The organism is Pollutimonas bauzanensis (genome assembly GCF_900129885.1).
Taxonomy (GTDB): domain Bacteria; phylum Pseudomonadota; class Gammaproteobacteria; order Burkholderiales; family Burkholderiaceae_B; genus Pollutimonas; species Pollutimonas bauzanensis.
This window is the reverse complement of the sequence record NZ_FQXE01000008.1, coordinates 20,783-40,394: the sequence shown is the minus strand read 5'-3', so window position 1 is coordinate 40,394 and position 19,612 is coordinate 20,783. Positions and strand designations below refer to the sequence as shown.

Here is a 19,612-nt window from a genome sequence, read left to right as displayed (position 1 = left end):
CCTGGCGCCGGCCGCCGCTACAGCAATTGCTTGATATCGGCGGCGATGTCCTGGGCCGTGGCGTTGCCGCTGACCAGCACGCGCGCCTCGCCTTCCTGGTCCAGGATGTAGAACGATGAGGCGTGATCCATGCCGTACTGGTCGGCGGTGCCGCCCGACGACTTGGCATAATAGGCCTTGAACGACTTGGCGGTCTTGCTGAGCTGTTCCGGCGTGCCGGTGAGGCCGACGAAAGCGGGATTGAACGCCTTGACATAGGCGGACAGGATCTCCGGCGTGTCGCGGGCCGGGTCGACGCTGATCATGATGACCTGCACCTTGGCGGCGTCGGCGCCCAGCAGTTCCATGGTTTGCGACAGTTCCGCCATGGCGGTGGGGCAGACGTCGGGGCATTGCGTATAGCCGAAAAACACCACCGCCACCTTGCCCTTGTAATCGGCCAGCTTGCGCGGCTTGCCGTCGCCGTCCTGCATGTCCAGGTCGCGGCCCAGCTGCGTGCCGCTGATGTCGGAACCCTGGAAGGCGAGTTCTTTCTTGTTGCAGCCCGCCAGGAAGGGGGACAGCGCAACCGCGGCCGAGGCGGTCAGGAGGATACGGCGCTTGCTAGAAAAACCGGACATGATGAACCCACGATTGTGTATCAGATTAGCGCGACCCAGTGGTCAACAAGCAGCGCTGCGAAAAGCAGAGCCAGGTACAGGATGGAAAAACGGAACAGCTTGCGCGACAGCTCGTCGGAATAGGCTTTGTACAGGCGCCAGGCATACGATATGAACATGCCGCTGAGGATGATGGCGGCCACCAGGTAGACCACGCCGCTCATGCGCACGATGAACGGCAGCAGGGTGGCGGCGAACAATACGAAGCTGTACAGCAGAATATGCAGGCGAGTGAACTGCTTGCCGTGGGTGACAGGCAGCATGGGCAGGCCCGACTTGGCATAGTCGTTGTTGCGGTACAGGGCCAGGGCCCAGAAATGCGGCGGCGTCCAGATGAAGATGATCAGCACCAGCACCCACGCTTCGGCGGGAACGGAATTGGCGATCGCGGCCCAGCCCAGGGCGGGCGGCATGGCGCCCGACAGCCCGCCTATGACGATATTCTGCGGGGTGAGCGGCTTGAGGATAATGGTATAGATGACGGCGTAGCCGACAAAGGTGGCGAAGGTCAGCCACATGGTCAGCGGGTTGACCAGGGTGTACAGCACCAGCATGCCCAGGCCGCCCAGGACGCCGGAAAGTGTGATGACCTGCAGGTTGCTGATGGTGCCGCGGGCCGTGCCGCGCCTGGCGGTGCGCAGCATGCGGGCGTCGATTTCCTGTTCGATCAGGCAGTTCACGGCGAAGGCTGCGGCCGCCAGCAGCCAGATGCCCACCGTGCCGGCCACCACCTTGCCCAGGTCAGGCAGGCCGGGGCTGGCCAGAAACATGCCAATGACGGCGCAAAACACCGCAAGCTGCGTGACCCGCGGTTTGGTCAAAACCAGATACTGCCGGAAAATAGCGGGTGTCGGGGCGGAGATGGTAGTCATACCGGTATTTTAGCCCTATAGTCGCGCGACAAGCGCACCAGAAGAGTGACATTGGCCAGCACCAGGCCGGCGGCGCCGCCGTTATGCAGCACGGCAATCAATAGCGGCCACTGGAAGAAGATGGTGGTCAGGCCGGTGACCAGTTGGGCCAGCAGCAAGGCCAGCATCAGCCTGGCGGGCCCGCGCAGGCCCGGCTCGGGCAGCATTTTCCAGGCGAGCACGCCCAGGTAAGCGAACACCACGAAAGCGAAATTGCGGTGCACCCAATGTATGGCGGTCAGCGCGTATTGGGAGATCATGGCGCCCGAAGGCAGCAGCCCGAGCCCGCGCACCAGGGAGTACCCCCCTTCGAAATCCATGGGCGGCACCCACTCGCCATGGCACATGGGAAAGTCCATGCAGGCCAGGGCGGCATAGTTGGTGCTGACCCATCCGCCCAGGGCAATCTGGATGAACAGCAGGGCCAGCCCGGCGGCCATCCAGGGGCGCCAGCGCCGCGCTTGCGGACTTAGCGGCGCATGGGTCTTTTCGCGCGCGGCCAGCCAGGTCATCAGCGCCAGCAATATCATGCCGCCCAGCAAGTGGCCGGTCACCACGATGGGCATGAGCTGGTGGGTGACGGTCCATGCGCCGAAGGCGCCTTGTATGCATACCGCCAGCAGCGTCGCGACGGCCAGGCGCGGGGTATTGCCCAACTGGCGGCGATGGCGCCAGGCCATGTAGGCTATGCCGATGATCATCATGCCCAGTATCGAGCCGGCGTAGCGGTGGATCATTTCGATCCATGCCTTGGAAAAGCTGACGGCGCCGTAGGGCATGGCCTGCACGGCCTGTTCGATATGGCCGCTGGCGCCGATGGGGCTTATCTTCCCGTAGCAGCCCGGCCAGTCGGGGCAGCCCAGGCCCGAATCGGTCAGGCGCACAAAGGCGCCGAACATGATCAGGTCCAGTGTCAGGAACCAGGTGGCGAATACCAGTTTTCTATAACGTGAAGTGATGCGTTCCAGCATGCTTGCCTAGCCAATTCGCGAGTTGCGTATCAATTTGCTGATGTCGTTGCGTACGGAAATGGGGTCGGCATCAGCGGGGAATTCCAGCATCAGGTTGCCCAGAGGATCGATAATCCACATGGGCGCCTTGAGGGCCGCCTCGCGCTGGGCGGGGCTGGCGTTGGGCGCCAGGTAGGCGGCCAGCTTTTCCGGGTCGGCGCGCAGCATATTGGTGCCAACGTAGGCCTCGAGTATCTGCCCGGGAACCGGCGCGTCGTCGGTCACGAACCACACCCGCGCCAGGCGCTCCACATTCTTGCCCTGGCTGGCGTGCGAATTGCGCAGGACAAACAGCTTCTTCACGCAGGCCTCGGGACATGCGCCTTCGTCCGCGCTGACCAGCAGCCACTTGCCCTGCAGGCTGTTCAGGTCGAATGGCTTGCCGTCCAGCGTGGCCAGCGGCAATGCGGCGGCGTCGGGCATGGGCCGCTGCGGGTTGATCAGCGTGCCATAGTTGCTGGCTTCCTGCGGGCGCAGTCCGAGCGCCGGCACGTAGTAGGCGAGCAGGGCGAAGACCAGCGGGGCCAGGCAAATCGCGAGGATCAGGAATAATGGCGCCCTCGATCGCGATCGGGAAGGTTGTCGGGGCGTAACGGGAGCAGGACTGACCACAATATTTCCTTACAAGGTCGAGGACTTAATCTTTCGGCGCAAGGCGCGCCATGCAATAACCAGCCACGCCACGGCGGCGATGGCGGCGAAGCCGAACCACTGCAGCGCGTAGCCGCGATTCTTATCGGCATCCAGCGAAGGCTCGGGCCATTCCTGCCGCAGCGGCGTGCCGCCTGCGGCGGACGCTGCCGCAACCCCGGGGGCCTGGGCCAGGACGGCGGGCAACAAGGTCAGACCGGTGGCTTTGCCATAGGCGGCCAAGTCCAGATTCTGCACCTGCGGCACGGGCCTGGCGGCGTCGGGCAGCTTGCCCGGCAACTGTGTGGCGCTGCCTCCCGACCATGACCATAACTCAAAAAGGCGCGGCACGCGTTCAAGCAGCTCGCCGTCCACGGTCTGCTCGCCCGACGGGGCGGGGATGCCGGGCATCGCTTCATCGGGCCGCATGGGCCGCGGCAGCCAGCCGCGCAGCACCAGGACGGCGGTATTGGCGGCCTGGTCGATCAGCAGGGGCGTGGCCACCCAATATCCCGGCTGGCCTTGGTAGTTGCGGTTCTCCAGGAGTACAGTGAGCTTGTGCAGCCACACGCCATGCGCGGTCGCCGGGCGCCAGGGCACCAGGTCGCGCGCGGGCGTCGCCGGACTCAGACGCAGGGGGGCGGCGCCGCGCCCGGTTTGTATGGCGGTCTTGATGGCGACGCGCTGCGCGGCCCGGTCCAGCTGCCAGTTGCCCAGCGATACGAACACAACTGCCAGGGCGCCCAGCAGGACGAGGGCGGCAATAATGCGATAAGTTGTGTGGGGGCGTGCCATGTCTGCAATAATTCCAGTTTCACCGGAGGCCAAAAATGCGTGTCGTAGTAATCCTAGCGTTCCTGGGTATTGTAGGAAGTCTAGCCTCTGCCCTGTTTTATCTCATGCGCGACAAAGGCGGAACCAACCGTACGGTCAATGCGCTGACAGTGCGCATCGGACTGTCGATAGCCCTGTTCCTGTTCGTGCTGTTCGCCCACCATATGGGCTGGATACAAAGCACCGGCATCGCCGCCCATTGAGCGCGCCGCTTCCCCGGTGCCGTCCTGGCGTCTTCTAGAAAAAAGGCTGGCGAGGCCAGCCTTTTTCATTGGACAGCGCTATCGCTTAGAACCAGTATACGAACAGGTACAGACCCAGCCAGACCACGTCTACAAAGTGCCAGTACCAGGCGGCGCCCTCGAAGCCGAAGTGATGCGAGGCGGTGAAGTGCCCCTTGATCAGGCGGAACAGGATGACCGTCAGGAAGGTGGCGCCCAGGATGACGTGGAAGCCGTGAAAGCCTGTCAGCATATAGAACAGCGAACCGTAGGCGCCGGAATCGAAACGCAGGTTCAGTTCATGATAGGCGTGGAAGTATTCGTATCCTTGACAGGCCACGAAACTGAAGCCCAGGATGACCGTCAGGGCTACCCAGAAAATCGCTTTGCCGCGATGGCTGGCGCGCAGGGCGTGGTGGGCGATGGTAAGGGTCAGGCCCGAAGTCAGCAGCAAGGCCGTGTTGATGGTGGGCAGCCAGAAGGGGCCGACCGTCTTGAATGCCGGCACAACGCCCGCTGGCCCCAGGTTCGGCCAGGTGCCCGAAAAGTTGGGCCACAGCAGCGTCTGGTGGTCGAGGTTGCTGAGCCATGGCGTGGTGACCTCGCGGGTGTACCACAGCGATCCGAAGAACGCGGCGAAGAACATGACCTCGGAGAAAATGAACCAGGCCATGCTCCAGCGGTAGGAATGATCCACCCGCTGGTTGTTCAGGCCGCTTTCCGACTCGCGGATGGCGTCGCCGAACCAGCCGAACAGCACCACGAAAAGACCCAGAATACCCACGAGGAACAGCCAGAAACCCACGTGGTAGCTGTTAATCCAGAGGGCTGCGCCCAGCAGGGTCAGCAGCAAGCAGAAACTTGCGCGTACCGGGTGGACTGAATCGGCGGGCACGTAATAGTAAGGTGCCTCGTTGCCCTGAGCCAAGTGACTTGCACTCATGGTGTTCTCCTGATGCGAATTATTAAAGTAAAAATATTAGGTCAAGTAGGAAATGAGCCCGCGCGCAGCCATGACCAGCACCACAACGAAGACGATGGCGGCCAGCACTCCGGCAAGTATCAGGTGCACGGGATTGAGCTTGGAGATGTCCTCGCTATAGCCCTTGCCCTTGCGCACGCCGAAAAACCCCCAGGCGACAGCCTTGAGCGTCTGGAAGAAATTGAGTTTCCGGCGTGAGAGTTCGTGAATGTCTTGTGTCATGGCCGCCTAGCCTCCGAGGGTGCCGCCACGCCAGAAGGTCCATGCCACGATCGCGATGATGATAATGACCAGCGCGATGGCGGTGTGGCGGTTCTTCCGGCGTTGTTCGGGTGTCATGGGCTTGCCTTACTTGACGACTGGGGGGACGACAAAGGTATGGAAGGGTGCTGGCGAAGGCACGGTCCATTCCAGGCCAGTGGCGCCTTCCCAAGGTTTGGCCGGGGCGGGTTCGCCGTGTCCGGCATAGCATCTCAGGGTGAGGAACAGGAATATCAGCTGCGACAGGCCGAACCAGAAGGCGCCTATGGTGGCGATCTGGTTGAAGTCGGTGAACTGGGCGGCGTAGTCGGCATAGCGGCGCGGCATCCCGGCCAGCCCCAGGAAGTGCATGGGGAAGAACGTGATGTTGAACGAAATCATGCTGGACCAGAAATGCAGCTTGCCCAGTTTTTCGTTGTACATGCGGCCGGTCCATTTCGGCATCCAGTAGTAGGCGCCGGCGAACATGCCGAACAGCGAGCCTGCCACCATCACATAATGGAAGTGGGCGATCACATAGTAGGTGTCATGCACCGCGATATCGATGGGCGCGACGGCCAGGATCAGGCCGGTGAAACCGCCTATCGTGAACACGAAGATAAACCCGATCGCAAACAGCATGGGTGTTTCGAAAGTCATGGAGCCGCGCCACATGGTGGCAACCCAGTTGAATACCTTGACGCCCGTGGGGATCGAGATAAGCATGGTCGCATACATGAAGTACAGCTGGCCCGTAACCGGCATGCCGGTGGCGAACATGTGGTGCGCCCATACCAGGAAGGACAGGATGGCGATGGCGGCGGTGGCGTAAACCATGGAGGCGTAGCCGAACAGCTGCTTGCGGGCGAACGCGGGGACTACGGCCGACACGATGCCGAAAGCCGGCAGGATCATGATGTAGACCTCGGGGTGGCCGAAGAACCAGAACACGTGCTGATACAGGACCGGATCGCCGCCGGCGGCGGCGTTGAAGAAGCTGGTGCCGAAATGGCGGTCGGTCAGCAGCATGGTCACGGCGGCGGCCAGCACCGGCATCACGGCGATGAGCAGGTAGGCGGTGATGAGCCAGGTCCAGCAGAACAGCGGCATCTTCATCAAGGTCATGCCCGGCGCGCGCATATTCAGCACGGTCACGACGATGTTGATGGCGCCCATGATGGACGACGCGCCCAGGATGTGCACGGCGAAAATGGTGAAATCCATGCCGGGGCCCATTTGCAGCGACAGCGGCGCGTACATGGTCCAGCCGGCGGCATTGGCGCCGCCGGGCACGAAGAACGAGGCCGTCATCAGGATGGCGCCGATAGGCAGCAGCCAGAAGCTGAAGTTGTTCATGCGGGCAAAAGCCATGTCGGATGCGCCGATTTGCAGCGGAATCATCCAGTTGGCGAAACCCACGAACGCCGGCATGATGGCGCCGAAAATCATGATCAGGCCGTGCATGGTGGTGAACTGGTTGAACAATTCAGGCTGGAAAAACTGCAGGCCGGGCGAAAACAGTTCGGTGCGTATCAATAAAGCCAGCACGCCGCCCTCGAGCAGCATGCTGAACGAAAAGATCAGGTACATCGTACCGATGTCTTTGTGGTTGGTGGCAAACAGCCAGCGCCGCCAGCCGTGGGGCCTGTGGTCGTGGTCGTCGTGCCCGTGACTGGCTGGGACGTGATCGGCAGTAACGCTGCTCATGGTGGAACTCCTTCCTACTCAACCGGGTGCCGCTAGACGGCCGCCCGGTAAAAAAACATTCAAATTTGTTTGAAACGCACCGTTGGCTTAGCGCAGGGCTTTGACGTCGGCGGGTTGAACGACCGGATCCTTACCTTTTCCTGCGTTGCCCCAGGAATTGCGGGTGTAGGTAATGACAGAGGCGATTTCAACATCGTTCAATTGATCGCGGAAGGCCGCCATGGCAGTGCCTGGATGGCCATTGAGCACGGTAAGAATTTGGCCCTTCATGGGCGCAAGCACGAATTTTTCGTCGCCATCGAGCGCCGGGAAGGTGCCGGGAAGGCCTTTGCCAGTTGCCTGGTGGCAGGCGACACAGGTTGTAGTGTAAACCTGTTGGCCGCGGGCGATGAGCTCTTCTTTGGTCCACTTCTTGTTGGGGTCGTCGGCAGCGGCGGCCAGCGCCTTCTTCTGGTCGGCGGCCCACTTGTCGTAGTCGGCCTGGGAGACCACTTCCACCACGATCGGCATGAAGGCATGGTCCTTGCCACAGAGCTCGGCGCACTGGCCGCGGTAGGTGCCGATTTTCTCGGCGCGGAACCATGTATCGCGCAGGAAGCCCGGCATCGCGTCCTGCTTGACGCCGAATTCAGGAATCATCCATGAGTGGATGACGTCGTTGGAGGTCAGGACTATGCGCACTTTCTTGTTGACGGGGACGACCAGGGCCTTGTCGACTTCCATCAGGTAGAGATTGCCGCGGGGCTCCGTGCCGTCGATCTGGGCCCGGGGCGTAGCCAGATTTGCCAGGAACTTGACCCCCTGGGCCGGGCCGTCGATGTATTCGTAGCCCCATTTCCATTGATAGCCGGTTACCTTGACAGTAAGGTCGGAGCTGCTGGTGTCTTTCATGGCCACCACGGTGCGGGTGGCCGGCAGAGCCATGGCGATGACGATGATGAAGGGGATGATGGTCCAGGCGACTTCGATGCCCACATGCTCATGGAATTTCGCGGCCACGGCGCCGCGCGATTTGCGGTGCATGATGATGGAGTAGAACATCACTCCGAACACACCGACGAAAATCACGGCACAGATGATCAGCATCATCCAGTGTATCCACATGATCTCGTGTGCGATCTGTGTCACCCCCTCGTGGAGGTTGAGCTGATTGACCCGCGGGCCTCCCGGCATGTCCTCGACCTGTGCACCGGCTGCGCCTGCCATTAGCAATGCGCCAGTGCCCAGTAACCCTCTCAACTTCTTCATGCTGACCTCGAAATACGACGTGTTCCAGCCAAGTGTTGACTTTGATCAAACGAGACGATCATGAAAACACTGGACGCACACATAATTATTGAATGGCAGGTTTAAAATGATAAATGCTGGGGCAATACCTGCTCGAATCACCTATAGACCGCAGGATTATAGCGAACTAGAGCTTGCAGTGGGCTGATTCGGTATGGTCCATAGGCTCGCGATAGCCAGAAATCATGCGGGGCAGGCCAAGCTTCCACTACAATTATTGCATGAAAGATGCACACGCCCGAGCCATGACGCCTGCCCTAGGCACCCGTTACCAACAACTGGCCAAACGAATCCAGCAACTGCCTCCCAGCGGTTCGCGCCCGTTGACGGTGGCCGGCAAGGTCGCGGGCTGGATCACCGCCAAAGCCACCGGCCACCTCGACGGCCTGCCCGGCATACACGTGGAAGACGAAGCGGTGCACATCACGGCATCGCCCCGCCAGCGCATGCCCCTGAACGCCGTCCTGGCGCAGTTGGCGCTATCCCTGAAAGACACCGGCTGCCTGCGCGGCTGGCGCGACGAATTGCTGGACGTAATCGGCGAAGGCCGCCGCCTGGCCGTCATCGAGCGCGCCGCCGTGCGTCCCTTGGGCCTGCTGACCAAGGCTGTGCATCTGAACGCCTGGTCGCCCGACGGCAAGCTGTGGATCGCGCGGCGGGCGCTCAGCAAGTCCACCGATCCGGGCCTGTGGGACACCCTGGTGGGAGGCCTGGCGGGGGCCGGCGAGAGCCTGGACGTTTCCTTGTTGCGCGAAAGCAACGAGGAAGCCGGCCTGGTCGCCAGCGACATAGAGGGCCGCTCGCCCTTGCGCATCATCCTGCGCATGCATAGGCGCTTGCCCGAAGGCTACCAGGTCGAGGATGTGCTGGTCAGCGACTGCGTATTGGCCGAATCGGTAAAGCCGCGCAACCTGGACGGCGAAGTCAGCGAGATCCGGCTGGTGTCCCTGGACGAGCTCTGGTCCATGGTGGAAGCGGGCGACTTCACCCGCGAAGCCGAACTGGTCATCCTGGACGGGCTGCGGAAACGCATAAGCGAAGGGCTCATCCTGTAGCACAAGGACACGCGGGCTACAGCCTGTATTAGACGGCGGCCCGGCTTCAGTTTAAGCTAACGCCAACCCTGCCTGGTATACATTGCTATCCAAAGCCAGGGCCTCATCCGATTGTGCTCAAGGAGCCGCCATGGTTACTCAAAACAACAATCCATTTGTATTGCCGGGCTTCGGCCAAAGCGGCGATATGGCCCAGAACCCCCTGCTGGCCAGCATGGAAATGATGCGCCAGGCCTGGCAAGGGCTGGCCACATCGGGCGGGGCTACCCAGACATCCATGATGACGCCGATGTCGGTCGAAGACCTGGAGCGCCGCATCGGCGACCTGCGCGCCGTCGAAAACTGGCTGCGCATGAATCTGTCCATGCTCTCCAGCACCATACAAGGCCTGGAAGTCCAGCGCTCGACGATCGCCACGCTCAAATCCTTCATGGCATCGGCCGCGCCGGCGGGCGCGGCGCCTGGCGGTCCTTCGCCCCTTGAAGTGGCGCTGGGCATGAAGCCGGCCGCGGCGCCGGGTGGCCCTGGCCATGGCGCGTCGCCCGCCGCCGGCGCCAAGGAAGCGCCGGACGGCGCCTCGGGCGCGCAAGACATTGCCGGCAATACCGCGGCGGCCAACGAGGCCTACGCGGCCAACGCGGCCGCCGCCGCGCAGGGCTGGTGGGACATGGTGCAAAAGCAGTTCGACAGCCTGGCGGTTGCGACGGCGGCCACCCTGCAGGGCGCCGAAGCCGCCAAGGCCGCCGCGCAACAAGCCGCCAGCGGCGCCTCGGCGGATTCCACGCTGGGCAAAGCCCCCGCCAAGGCGGCGCGCGCAAGCGCCCCGCAATCCGCCGGACCGGCCAAGGCCGCCAAGAAAGCCGCGCCGCGCAAGCGGCCCGCGGCTCCCCGCAAGCCATGACCCCTCATTCACCTTATCAAGTTATTCCATGCTGAACATAGTTATTCTGGCCGCCGGACTTGGCAAACGCATGCAGTCCGATTTGCCCAAGGTATTGCATCCTCTGGCGGGCAAACCCATGCTGGCGCATGTGCTCGATAACGCCCGCCGGCTGAGCCCCGACCGCATCGTCGTGGTGGTCGGGCATGGCGCCGACCGCGTCAGGACGGCCTTTGCCGACCAGCCCGACCTGCAATTCGCCTCGCAGGTTCCGCAGCAAGGCACCGGCCATGCGGTGCAGCAGGCGGCGCCCCTGCTGCTACAGGGCGAGCCCGAGCAGGACGCCACCTTGGTGCTGTACGGCGATGTGCCCCTGGTGCAGGCCGAAACCCTGCAACGCTTGCTGGACGCCCGCGGGCGCGGCATGGCGGTGCTTACCGAAACGCTGGCCGACCCCGCCGGCTATGGCCGCATCGTGCGCAACGGCAAAGGCGAAGTGCTTCGCATCGTTGAACACAAGGACGCATCCGCGGCCGAACACGCCATCAATGAAGTCAATACCGGCATTCTGGTGGCGCCGACCGGCAAGCTCATAGACTGGCTTGCGCGCATCGACAACACCAACGCCCAGGGCGAGTACTACCTTACCGATGTGGTCGGCCTGTCTGTGCAGGACGGTTTGCCGGTCCATGCCGCGCAGCCTTCGGCGTCCTGGGAAACGCTGGGCGTGAACAGCCGCATCCAGCAGGCCCAGCTGGAACGCAGCTGGCAGGGCGAACAGGCGCGCCGCCTGCTGGAGCAGGGCGTGACGCTCGCCGATCCGGCCCGCTTCGATTTGCGCGGTTCGCTGGCTTGCGGGCGCGATGTATTCATCGACGTGGGCTGCGTCTTCGAAGGCCGGGTCGAACTGGCCGACGGCGTGCGCATCGGCCCGCATTGCGTCATCAAGGACGCGGCCATAGGACCGGGCACGCATATCGATGCCTTCAGCCACATACAGGAAGCGATGGTCGCCGACGAGGCGCGCATAGGCCCCTATGCGCGTCTGCGGCCCGGCGCCGATATCGGCCCGCAAGCCCATGTGGGCAATTTCGTCGAAATCAAAAAAAGCCGGCTGGGCCGGGGTTCCAAAGCCAATCATCTCTCCTACATCGGCGACGCCCAGGTGGGCGAGCGCGTCAATATCGGCGCCGGCACCATTACCTGCAACTACGACGGCGTGAACAAGTTCCAGACCATCATCGAAGACGATGCCTTCATCGGTTCCGATAGCCAGCTGGTCGCGCCCGTAACGGTGGGCCGGGGCGCCACGCTGGGGGCGGGCACCACCTTGACCCGGGACGCGCCCGCCGGCCAGTTGACCATTTCCCGGGCGCCGCAAAAAACCATCGAGGGTTGGGTACGGCCCATCAAGAAGTCCTAGTCGTGGTGGAAACTACCGCAGCCCCTCACAAGCCGGCGGGCTTGCCGGACGGCCTGGATACGCCCCAGCGCTATTGGGCGGCATTTGGCCTCCTGCTGGCGATCACCACCACGGTGCTGGATTCCAGCATGGCCAATGTGGCCTTGCCCGCCATTGCCAAGCAGCTGGCTATCGATCCCGCGGCCGTGGTCTGGGTGGTCATCGCCTACAACCTTACGGTAGTGGTGTCGTTGCTGCCCTTGTCGGCGGTGGCCGAGCGCATAGGCTTTCGCCGCATGTTCGCCATGGGCGTGACGCTGTTCATGCTCGCGTCGCTGGCATCGGCATTGTCCGTTTCGCTGGCCACGCTGACCATGTCCCGCATGGCGCAAGGGCTGGGTTCCTCCATGCTGATGTGCCTGTTCGGCGGGCTGGTGCGCAATACTTATCCGCTCAACAAGCTGGGCATGGGGATAAGCCTGAATGCCATGACCGTCGGGCTGATGGCGGTGCTGGGCCCGACGATAGGCGCCTTCATCCTGCAACTGGCGTCATGGCAATGGATATTCCTGGTGAATATCCCGATCTGCATCGGCGCCTACTTCTGCGTGCGCTTCCTGCCGGAGGTGCCGCGCAGCCACGGCCGTTTCGACTGGGTCGCCTGCGCGCTCAGCGTCCCGGTGTTCGGACTGTCGATAATAGGGCTGGACGCCATCGTCAAGGACCCGACGCGCGCCGCCTTGTGCCTGATCCTGGCCGGCCTGGCCGGCTGGGTGCTGGTGCGCCGTTCGCGCGGCCAGGTGGCGCCTATCGTGCCTATCGATTTGCTGCGCATTACGCCTATCGCTTTTGCGGTGGGCGCCTCGGCGTTCTCCTTCGCGGCGCAGATGGCGGCGTTCGTGTCCCTGCCTTTCTATTTCAGGCAAGTGCTGCATTTTTCCTACGGCGAAGTGGGCTTTCTGCTGGGCGCCTGGTCGGTGGGCGTGGCGGTCATGGCGCCGGTCGCGGGCTATTTGTCCAGCCGGTTTTCGATTGCCGTGCTGTGCGGCATCGGCGCGGCGGCGATCGCATCAGGCATGTTCTGGCTGATCATGCTGCCTGTCGACACGGGCTTTGGCTGGCTGATGGCGGCCATGCTCATGGGCGGCGTGGGCTTCGGCTTCTTCCAGACGCCGAACAACCGGGCTTTGCTGGCCGGCGCGCCCAGGCACCGCAGCGGCGCGGCCGGCGGCATGCAGGCCACGACCCGCGTCTTCGGGCAGAGCTTCGGAACGGCGCTGGTGGCGATCGCGTTCAACATCAGCGAGACGCGCGGCGCCTTGCTGGGGGTGACGGCGGCCATCGCCTGCGCGCTGGTGGCGGTGGCGATCAATGTTGTGCGCCATCTGAACCCGGCCGTCGACCTGGAGCTCTGATCACGCCATGCGCATCCTGCAATTGAACTTCGAGCGGGGCTGGCGCGGCGGCGAACGGCAAACCCTGCTGTGCATGCGCCAGTTCCGCGACGCGGGGCAGCAAGTGTCTTTGCTGGCCCGCCGCGGCGGCGACCTGGCGCGCAGGGCGGGCGCCGAAGGATTTGTCGTGCATGAGCACGCCAGCGTTGCTTCATTGTGCGGCTTCCTGATGCGCCGGGGCCGCGAGTTCGATATTCTGCATGCGCAGACCGCCAATATGATGACCTGGCTGGCGCTGCTCAAGCCGCTGCTGGGGCGCCGCGTGGTCTTTACGCGCCGCACCGCTTTTCCGGTGCGGCGGCGCGAGCGGCAAACCGCCTGGAAGTGGGGCAGGGCCGACGCGCTGGTCGCCATCAGCCAGGCGGCGGCGGCCGAGCCGCGCCGCCTTGGGCTGGACGTCAGCGTGATTCCCAGCGCGATCGAAGCCAGGCCGCTGGACCAGGGCCGCCTCGACGCCTTTGCGCGCCAGTTCGACCTGGCGGGCAAGCGCGTGCTGGCCACGGCCGCTGCGCTTACCGCGGAAAAAGACCCCTGCACCTTGATACGCGCGGTGCGCGATCTGCTCGATCTGCGGCGCGATTTTGTCTTCCTGCACCTGGGGGCGGGCGGCGCGGCCGAGGCGCAGGCCCGCGAGCTGGTGCGCGAGCTGGGCCTGGAGAGCCATTATTTATTCACGGGTTTTCAGGCGGGCATCGAAGACCTGTACCGTCTCATGGACGTTTTCGTGCTCAGTTCCCGGCAGGAGGCCCTGGGCACGAGCGTGCTGGACGCCTTCCTGTATTCCGTGCCGGTGGTGGCCACCAATGCGGGCGGCTTGCGGGAAAGCCTGGCGGATGGGCGCGGCATATTGTGCGAGGTGGGCGACCACCAGGCGCTCGCGCTGGGCATGGACAAAGTGCTGAGCGATCGAGGCCTGCGGGCGGGCATGGTGGAACGCGCCAGGGAATATGTGCTGCAGGAGCATGACGCGAAAGCCATGGCGGGGCGCTATCTGGCGGAGTACCAGCGCTTGCTGGAAAGGGCCGGCCGGCAGGGCAGGCCAGGTTAGCGCAAGGCGCGCAATCCAGGCGTTCAGGGCCGGCCGCCAGGAAGCGCGATGCGTGTTTCGAACTTGCTGCGGTGTATAGAAAAAAAACTGCGCACATTGCGCACATTGGCCTGCGAGGTAAACACCCGGTGCGCCATGGCGTGGTAGGCAGGCATGTCGGGCACTTGGGCAATCACGATGAAATCGGGGCCGGGCGATACGCGGTAGCACTGCAGGATGGCCGGTTCGTGCGCCACGCTTGCTTCGAAGGCATCCAGGTATTCAGCCGTTTGCACGTCCAGGGTGATCTCGATCACGGCGGTCAGGCCGCCGCCGACCTTCTCCGCGTTCAGGATGGCGACCTGTTTTTCTATGACGCCTTCGTCGACCAGCCGTCGGACCCGGCGCAGGCAGGTGGGCGCCGATGCGTGCACCCGGCCGGCCAGGTCCTGATTGGTCAGCGAGCTGTCCACCTGGATTTGCTCCAGTATGCGCAAATCCAGTTCATCTAGGGTGACGACAGGCTTGATGGTGACCATTTATATTTCTAATAGATAGTTTATGAAATTAAATTGCATGTAACGTGTTCGAAGAAATAAAATATCATATTCCTTTCAAATAAGAAATCTAATTTCCCGGTAAGTTGCGCACAATGACCTATCTTTTACATCGGCTGGAGTTTATCTATGTGCGGAATTGTTGGCGCCGTGGCGCAACGCGACATCACCCCTATCCTTCTTGAAGGGCTCAAGCGCCTGGAATATCGCGGTTATGATTCCTGCGGCGTAGCGGTGTACGCCGATGGCGAGCTGCGCCGCGCGCGCAGCACCGACCGGGTGGCGGAGCTCGTGGCGCAAGTCGCCAAAGAAAGCGTGGCCGGTTTCACGGGCATAGCCCACACCCGCTGGGCGACCCATGGCGCGCCTGCGACGCACAATGCCCATCCGCATTTTTCCGGCCAGGGCAAAGGCGCGGCGCGCATCGCGCTGGTGCATAACGGCATTATCGAAAACCACGATGAACTGCGCAGCGAACTCCAGGCGGCGGGCTACGTTTTCGAAAGCCAGACGGATACCGAAGTGATCGCGCACCTGATCGACCATTTGTACGCAGGCGACTTGCTTGAGGCGGTGCAGCAGGCCACGCGGCGCCTGGCCGGCGCCTACGCCATCGCGGTGTTCTGCCGCGACGAGCCGCATCGCGTCGTGGGCGCGCGCCAGGGTTCGCCGCTAGTCGTAGGCCGCGGCGTCAATGAAAACTTCCTCGCATCGGACGCCCTGGCGCTGGCCGGCACCACCGATCAGATCATTTATCTTGAAGACGGCGATGTGGTCGACCTGCAATTGGCCCGCGTGTGGATCACCGACCACGATGGCCGCGCCGTGGACCGCGAAGTCCACACCGTCCAAGTGCATACCGGCGCCGCCGAGCTGGGGCCCTACCGCCATTACATGCAGAAGGAAATCTTCGAACAGCCGCGCGCCGTGGCCGACACCCTGCAGGACATCGAAAGCATCACCCCCGAACTGTTCGGCGACCAGGCATACAAGGTGTTCAAGGACATCGACAATGTATTGATCCTGGCTTGCGGCACCAGCTATTACGCCGGCTTGACCGCCCGCTACTGGATAGAATCCATCGCCAAGATACCGGTGAACGTGGAAATCGCCAGCGAATACCGCTACCGCGACAGCGTGCCGAATCCGCGCAGCCTGGTCGTGACCATTTCGCAGTCGGGCGAAACCGCCGACACCCTGGCGGCCCTCAAGCATGCGCGCGGCCTGGGCATGGAGCACACCCTCACCATCTGCAACGTGGCCACCAGCGCCATGGTGCGCGAATGCAAACTGGCCTACATCACCCGCGCCGGGGTGGAGATCGGCGTGGCGTCGACCAAGGCCTTTACCACTCAGCTGACCGCCTTGTTCCTGCTGACGCTGGCCCTGGCCCAGACCAAAAAACAGCTCAGCGAGGAAAAAGAAGCGGAATCGCTGAAAGCCTTGCGCCACCTGCCGGTCGCCATCGGCGCGGTGCTGGCCCTGGAGCCGCAGATCATGGCGTGGGCGGACCGCTTTGCGAGCAAGGAAAACGCCCTTTTCCTGGGGCGCGGCATGCATTATCCGATCGCCCTGGAAGGCGCTTTGAAGCTCAAGGAAATCAGCTACATCCATGCCGAGGCCTATCCCGCCGGCGAACTCAAGCACGGCCCGCTGGCCCTGGTGACGGAAGCCATGCCCGTGGTGACCATCGCGCCGCGCGACGAACTGCTGGAAAAGCTCAAGTCCAATATGCAGGAAGTCCATGCGCGCGGCGGCGAGCTATACGTGTTCGCCGACGCCGATACCAAAATCGGCAGCAGCGAAGGCATCCATGTGATTCGCATGCCCGAACATTACGGAAAGCTGTCGCCCATTCTGCACACCATACCGCTGCAGTTGCTGGCGTATCACACCGCTTGCGCCAGGGGAACGGACGTGGACAAGCCGCGGAATCTGGCCAAGAGTGTGACGGTGGAATAGGGGCGGGGATATCCGATTTCGATCCCTTTGATTGCCTAATATTAGGGATAATTTAATATGATAGAAAGTCAATCTGACTAAATTATCTCTAATTTGGATAATTGCGACTATCTAGCGCCTACAGGCAGTCAATAACCAGTCCATTTATCAAACAGGATTGTTGCGTGGAAGGCTAAGCGCTATGGGGCGTGGTGAGTAACCAAGTTCAATTGGTCTGCCACGGCTCCAGTCGATGTTTAGCACGGTACCGTGGCACTACTGGTCCACGCGTCCAATAGCTCCAAATTCAACCGGCGTTTTTGCATAAAACAGTTCCAAATTCGGCTCGGCGTTGAGTCGTTCGAATAACCGGGCTGATTCGTCTTCGGACACGATCATCGTGATTTCCAAGGGTTGGTCAGTTAGTTCAAGAAAGTGGACCGAATGGAATCGGTGGCGTGCCCCGATCCCTGTTTGTGCTCCAATTAATGTCGCACCGTGCAACTGCATGGATTTAGCAAGCTCAAGTAGCCAATCACCCATTTGCTTATGGCCGTGACGGCGATCTTGCACCGTGAAAAATGTCACTTGATAACCTTTCATGATGTATACCTCCAGCGAGAGACTGCCGTAGCTGTGGAAACGCTGTCTTTCCCGCAAATACAGCGTTTTCGCCCAAGGCGCGTTCGATGTGTAATAAACGGTTGTACTTGGCCACTCTTTCTCCTCGTGCCGGAGCGCCTGCCTTGATCTGACCGCAATTGAGTGCCACGGCCAAGTCGGCAATGCTGGTGTCTTGGGTTTCTCCAGATCGATGTGACACGAGGCAGGCATATCCCGCGCGCTGTGCCATGCGTGCGGTTTCCAGCGTTTCACTGATAGTTCCGATCTGGTTGGGCTTGATCAGTATGCCCGTGCAACATCCCGTGTCGATTCCTCGCTGCAGGAATTTTCGGTTCGTGACAAAAAGATCGTCCCCAATAATCTGCACTTGCTTGCCTAGTCGAGACGTGATGCGCTGAAATCCATCCCAATCATCTTCGGCCAAAGGATCTTCGAGCGAAATGATTGGGTAGCGGCGCGTCCAGTCGGCCCAGTAGTCGATCATTTCGCCTGTAGATAACGTTCGCGCATCCCGCTGTAAATGATAGAAGCGCTGTTCACAGAAAGTCGTGGCGGCAGGATCCAAGCCAATGGCGATTTGTTCGCCGGGCCGATAGCCTGCGCGCTCGATCGCCTGCATGATAACGTCCAGGTAGGCGGCATTCGATGTCAGGGCCGGGGCGAAGCCGCCTTCGTCCCCAACGGTGGTCGGCGCGCCTGCGTCGTGTAGCACGTCGCGCAATGCATGGTAGGTTTCGGCGCCGAAACGTAAAGCTTCGCGAAAGGTCGGCGCACCAACCGGAATGAGCTTGAACTCCTGGATATCCGATCCATCCGGCGCGTGCTTGCCGCCGTTAAGTACGTTGAGCATGGGTACGGGAAGCACGTGGGCTTCAATCCCACCCAGGTATCGGTATAGATCGACGCCGTGGGATGCGGCTGCAGCCCGCGCGCATGCCAGCGAGGCTCCCAGGATCGCATTAGCGCCCAAACGCTCCTTGAACTCAGTGCCATCCAACGCCAACAGCGTTGCGTCAATGACGGACTGATCGTCCGCCGGCATGCCGGTCAAAGCAGGAGCAATGATGCCTGTGACATTCTCAATGGCATGAAGGACACCTTTACCTTCATATCGGTTAGGATCGCCATCGCGGCTTTCCCTCGCTTCGTGCTTGCCGGTGGACGCACCGGCGGGGACAGCAACTGTGGCGACCGTCCCATCGCCAAGTCCGATGGACACCTCAAGCGTTGGATAGCCGCGTGAGTCGAGTATCTCTTGCGCGGTGACAACCGAGATTCGCCTGGCGTTAGTCATGATCGCCTCTCGATGAAACCGATTTAACGGGTAGCCAGCGTGCAACCAGTCCCGCCTTAATTAGGCGCGGACGGTGCGTAACCGTATTGCATTGCGTCGAATACAAGAGAGAGCGCCCGGAAAAATGAGCGGGATGCGCAACGAAGTTGTGGGGAAGTAATGGACAGCGCACTACGATCTCCTGAGTAAGAAATTCGTAGGCATCATCAGCTGGGAATCCAGCGGTTGGGATAGGAGGTATGCCATCTCCGTATCTGAATCCTAGCACCGATTACGAAAAATGGCGACGGTAACGTGATCTGCTCTCGCACCCTTAGTAGGATTGTTTCGCTGGTATCACGCCGCGCACGCCGCCGCGTGGATTGTCCACGTCGCCGACGTAACGCGGGATCAGATGAATATGTACATGGGGAATGGTCTGGCCGGCGACTTCACCCACATTGATACCAATGTTGTAACCTGCCGGCGCATGATTCTGCACCAGCCAGGCTTTGGAGGCGGTGAGCAATTGCAGCAATGCCATACGCTCTTGGTCGGTGGTATCGAAATAACTAGCGACATGACGGAACGGAATGACGAGCAGATGGCCCGGTGTCACCGGATTGATATCGCGTCGGACATAGGCATGACTGTTTTTTAGTAATACGTCGTCGTTGGCACTGCAGAATGGGCAAGTTGAGGTGGTAGTTTTCATAGCAATGTCCTTGCGAAACTGCTGCGTTATTCATTTCCTTGAGTACTCACATGTTAGTGCTGATTATCGAGTATCGGCTTCAAGATCCTTTGGCAGGTTACGAAAAAACACTATATAATTCGCACCCAACGGAGATGGCATTCCTCCGCTAACCGCCGCGCTCTGCGGCTGATGATGCCTACAAGTTCCTGGACAGGGAAGTT

The 19,612-nt window shown here is 61.7% G+C and carries 20 protein-coding genes and 2 riboswitches; of the genes, 7 read left to right on the top strand and 13 right to left on the bottom strand.

All coding sequences use genetic code 11. From position 1 onward, the window contains the following. Positions 1-17 precede the first annotated feature (17 nt). The 5 genes from BUB23_RS15250 to BUB23_RS15230 are packed head-to-tail and all read right to left on the bottom strand — an operon-like array spanning position 18 to position 4,005. Positions 18-620: an SCO family protein gene (locus BUB23_RS15250; protein ID WP_073104259.1), complete on the bottom strand. Its 603-nt coding sequence runs from the start codon at positions 618-620 to the stop codon at positions 18-20. 20 nt (positions 621-640) lie between these two features. Next, on the bottom strand, positions 641-1,531 hold the full coding sequence (cyoE, locus tag BUB23_RS15245) for a heme o synthase (RefSeq protein ID WP_073104255.1): 891 nt from the start codon (positions 1,529-1,531) through the stop codon (positions 641-643). Then, positions 1,528-2,538: a COX15/CtaA family protein gene (locus BUB23_RS15240; protein ID WP_073104529.1), complete on the bottom strand. Its 1,011-nt coding sequence runs from the start codon at positions 2,536-2,538 to the stop codon at positions 1,528-1,530. Before BUB23_RS15240 ends, cyoE begins: the two co-directional genes overlap by 4 nt. Before the next feature lie 9 nt (positions 2,539-2,547). After that, entirely contained in the window at positions 2,548-3,195 is a 648-nt protein-coding gene (locus BUB23_RS15235) for an SCO family protein (protein ID WP_425439552.1), read from the bottom strand. Positions 3,196-3,201: 6 nt separating this feature from the next. Beyond that, positions 3,202-4,005, bottom strand: a complete 804-nt coding sequence (locus BUB23_RS15230; RefSeq protein ID WP_073104252.1) for an SURF1 family protein — start codon at positions 4,003-4,005, stop codon at positions 3,202-3,204. Positions 4,006-4,040: 35 nt separating this feature from the next. Between BUB23_RS15230 and BUB23_RS15225 the strand changes: the two genes are divergently transcribed. After that, positions 4,041-4,247: a twin transmembrane helix small protein gene (locus tag BUB23_RS15225; RefSeq protein ID WP_073104250.1), complete on the top strand. Its 207-nt coding sequence runs from the start codon at positions 4,041-4,043 to the stop codon at positions 4,245-4,247. 85 nt (positions 4,248-4,332) lie between these two features. Here the strand turns inward: BUB23_RS15225 and BUB23_RS15220 are convergent, their stop codons facing one another. The 4 genes from BUB23_RS15220 to coxB form a co-directional block, all read right to left on the bottom strand. After that, a complete protein-coding gene (locus BUB23_RS15220) occupies positions 4,333-5,208 on the bottom strand; it encodes a cytochrome c oxidase subunit 3 (RefSeq protein ID WP_073104249.1) in 876 nt (291 codons plus the stop codon). Between the two features lie 36 nt (positions 5,209-5,244). Next, positions 5,245-5,469 carry a DUF2970 domain-containing protein gene (locus tag BUB23_RS15215; RefSeq protein ID WP_073104246.1) on the bottom strand — a complete coding sequence of 75 codons (225 nt, stop codon included), beginning with the start codon at positions 5,467-5,469 and terminating at the stop codon, positions 5,245-5,247. A gap of 126 nt (positions 5,470-5,595) precedes the next feature. Then, positions 5,596-7,194, bottom strand: coding sequence for a cytochrome c oxidase subunit I (ctaD, locus tag BUB23_RS15210; protein ID WP_073104242.1), 1,599 nt, complete (start codon positions 7,192-7,194; stop codon positions 5,596-5,598). Between the two features lie 87 nt (positions 7,195-7,281). Beyond that, the gene (gene coxB, locus BUB23_RS15205) at positions 7,282-8,442 is read right to left on the bottom strand and encodes a cytochrome c oxidase subunit II (RefSeq protein ID WP_073104240.1); all 1,161 of its coding nucleotides are present in this window, start codon (positions 8,440-8,442) and stop codon (positions 7,282-7,284) included. A gap of 260 nt (positions 8,443-8,702) precedes the next feature. On the opposite strand from coxB, the gene BUB23_RS15200 reads away from it, so the two are divergent. The 5 genes from BUB23_RS15200 to BUB23_RS15180 all read left to right on the top strand — a co-directional run bounded on the left by BUB23_RS15200 (position 8,703) and on the right by BUB23_RS15180 (position 14,320). Continuing rightward, positions 8,703-9,536: an NUDIX hydrolase gene (locus BUB23_RS15200; protein ID WP_073104236.1), complete on the top strand. Its 834-nt coding sequence runs from the start codon at positions 8,703-8,705 to the stop codon at positions 9,534-9,536. 130 nt (positions 9,537-9,666) lie between these two features. Continuing rightward, positions 9,667-10,437, top strand: coding sequence for a PhaM family polyhydroxyalkanoate granule multifunctional regulatory protein (locus tag BUB23_RS15195; protein WP_073104234.1), 771 nt, complete (start codon positions 9,667-9,669; stop codon positions 10,435-10,437). Positions 10,438-10,465: 28 nt separating this feature from the next. Beyond that, complete coding sequence (glmU, locus tag BUB23_RS15190; RefSeq protein WP_073104232.1) at positions 10,466-11,839, top strand: bifunctional UDP-N-acetylglucosamine diphosphorylase/glucosamine-1-phosphate N-acetyltransferase GlmU; 1,374 nt, start codon at positions 10,466-10,468, stop codon at positions 11,837-11,839. 2 nt (positions 11,840-11,841) lie between these two features. After that, positions 11,842-13,233 (top strand): MFS transporter, encoded by a 1,392-nt coding sequence (locus BUB23_RS15185; RefSeq protein ID WP_084136050.1) that lies wholly within the window; start codon positions 11,842-11,844, stop codon positions 13,231-13,233. A gap of 7 nt (positions 13,234-13,240) precedes the next feature. Further along, positions 13,241-14,320, top strand: a complete 1,080-nt coding sequence (locus tag BUB23_RS15180) for a glycosyltransferase family 4 protein (RefSeq protein WP_073104231.1) — start codon at positions 13,241-13,243, stop codon at positions 14,318-14,320. A 23-nt stretch (positions 14,321-14,343) separates the two neighbouring features. Here the strand turns inward: BUB23_RS15180 and BUB23_RS15175 are convergent, their stop codons facing one another. Then, entirely contained in the window at positions 14,344-14,838 is a 495-nt protein-coding gene (locus tag BUB23_RS15175) for an Lrp/AsnC family transcriptional regulator (protein WP_073104229.1), read from the bottom strand. A gap of 147 nt (positions 14,839-14,985) precedes the next feature. Here BUB23_RS15175 and glmS point away from each other — a divergent pair, with 147 nt between their 5' ends. Then, positions 14,986-16,818: a glutamine--fructose-6-phosphate transaminase (isomerizing) gene (gene glmS / locus BUB23_RS15170; RefSeq protein ID WP_073104228.1), complete on the top strand. Its 1,833-nt coding sequence runs from the start codon at positions 14,986-14,988 to the stop codon at positions 16,816-16,818. Between the two features lie 255 nt (positions 16,819-17,073). On the opposite strand, the gene BUB23_RS15165 is transcribed toward glmS, so the two are convergent. The 3 genes from BUB23_RS15165 to BUB23_RS15155 all read right to left on the bottom strand — a co-directional run bounded on the left by BUB23_RS15165 (position 17,074) and on the right by BUB23_RS15155 (position 19,409). Continuing rightward, positions 17,074-17,400, bottom strand: a complete 327-nt coding sequence (locus BUB23_RS15165; RefSeq protein WP_073104226.1) for a DUF190 domain-containing protein — start codon at positions 17,398-17,400, stop codon at positions 17,074-17,076. After that, entirely contained in the window at positions 17,345-18,715 is a 1,371-nt protein-coding gene (gene eno, locus BUB23_RS15160; RefSeq protein ID WP_073104224.1) for a phosphopyruvate hydratase, read from the bottom strand. Before eno ends, BUB23_RS15165 begins: the two co-directional genes overlap by 56 nt. 190 nt (positions 18,716-18,905) lie before the next feature. Further along, positions 18,906-18,974: riboswitch (Fluoride riboswitch) on the bottom strand. Positions 18,975-19,028: 54 nt separating this feature from the next. Further along, positions 19,029-19,409, bottom strand: a complete 381-nt coding sequence (locus BUB23_RS15155) for an HIT family protein (RefSeq protein WP_073104222.1) — start codon at positions 19,407-19,409, stop codon at positions 19,029-19,031. A 121-nt stretch (positions 19,410-19,530) separates the two neighbouring features. After that, positions 19,531-19,597: riboswitch (Fluoride riboswitch) on the top strand. The last annotated feature ends 15 nt before the right edge of the window (positions 19,598-19,612 follow it).

Coding starts and splice junctions, on each gene's coding strand:
- BUB23_RS15250 (WP_073104259.1), bottom strand. CDS start 620: ATGTCCGGTTTTTCTAGCAAGCGCCGTATCCTCCTGACCGCCTCGGCC.
- cyoE (WP_073104255.1), bottom strand. CDS start 1,531: ATGACTACCATCTCCGCCCCGACACCCGCTATTTTCCGGCAGTATCTG.
- BUB23_RS15230 (WP_073104252.1), bottom strand. CDS start 4,005: ATGGCACGCCCCCACACAACTTATCGCATTATTGCCGCCCTCGTCCTG.
- BUB23_RS15225 (WP_073104250.1), top strand. CDS start 4,041: ATGCGTGTCGTAGTAATCCTAGCGTTCCTGGGTATTGTAGGAAGTCTA.
- BUB23_RS15220 (WP_073104249.1), bottom strand. CDS start 5,208: ATGAGTGCAAGTCACTTGGCTCAGGGCAACGAGGCACCTTACTATTAC.
- BUB23_RS15215 (WP_073104246.1), bottom strand. CDS start 5,469: ATGACACAAGACATTCACGAACTCTCACGCCGGAAACTCAATTTCTTC.
- ctaD (WP_073104242.1), bottom strand. CDS start 7,194: ATGAGCAGCGTTACTGCCGATCACGTCCCAGCCAGTCACGGGCACGAC.
- coxB (WP_073104240.1), bottom strand. CDS start 8,442: ATGAAGAAGTTGAGAGGGTTACTGGGCACTGGCGCATTGCTAATGGCA.
- BUB23_RS15200 (WP_073104236.1), top strand. CDS start 8,703: ATGAAAGATGCACACGCCCGAGCCATGACGCCTGCCCTAGGCACCCGT.
- BUB23_RS15195 (WP_073104234.1), top strand. CDS start 9,667: ATGGTTACTCAAAACAACAATCCATTTGTATTGCCGGGCTTCGGCCAA.
- glmU (WP_073104232.1), top strand. CDS start 10,466: ATGCTGAACATAGTTATTCTGGCCGCCGGACTTGGCAAACGCATGCAG.
- BUB23_RS15180 (WP_073104231.1), top strand. CDS start 13,241: ATGCGCATCCTGCAATTGAACTTCGAGCGGGGCTGGCGCGGCGGCGAA.
- BUB23_RS15175 (WP_073104229.1), bottom strand. CDS start 14,838: ATGGTCACCATCAAGCCTGTCGTCACCCTAGATGAACTGGATTTGCGC.
- glmS (WP_073104228.1), top strand. CDS start 14,986: ATGTGCGGAATTGTTGGCGCCGTGGCGCAACGCGACATCACCCCTATC.
- BUB23_RS15165 (WP_073104226.1), bottom strand. CDS start 17,400: ATGAAAGGTTATCAAGTGACATTTTTCACGGTGCAAGATCGCCGTCAC.
- eno (WP_073104224.1), bottom strand. CDS start 18,715: ATGACTAACGCCAGGCGAATCTCGGTTGTCACCGCGCAAGAGATACTC.
- BUB23_RS15155 (WP_073104222.1), bottom strand. CDS start 19,409: ATGAAAACTACCACCTCAACTTGCCCATTCTGCAGTGCCAACGACGAC.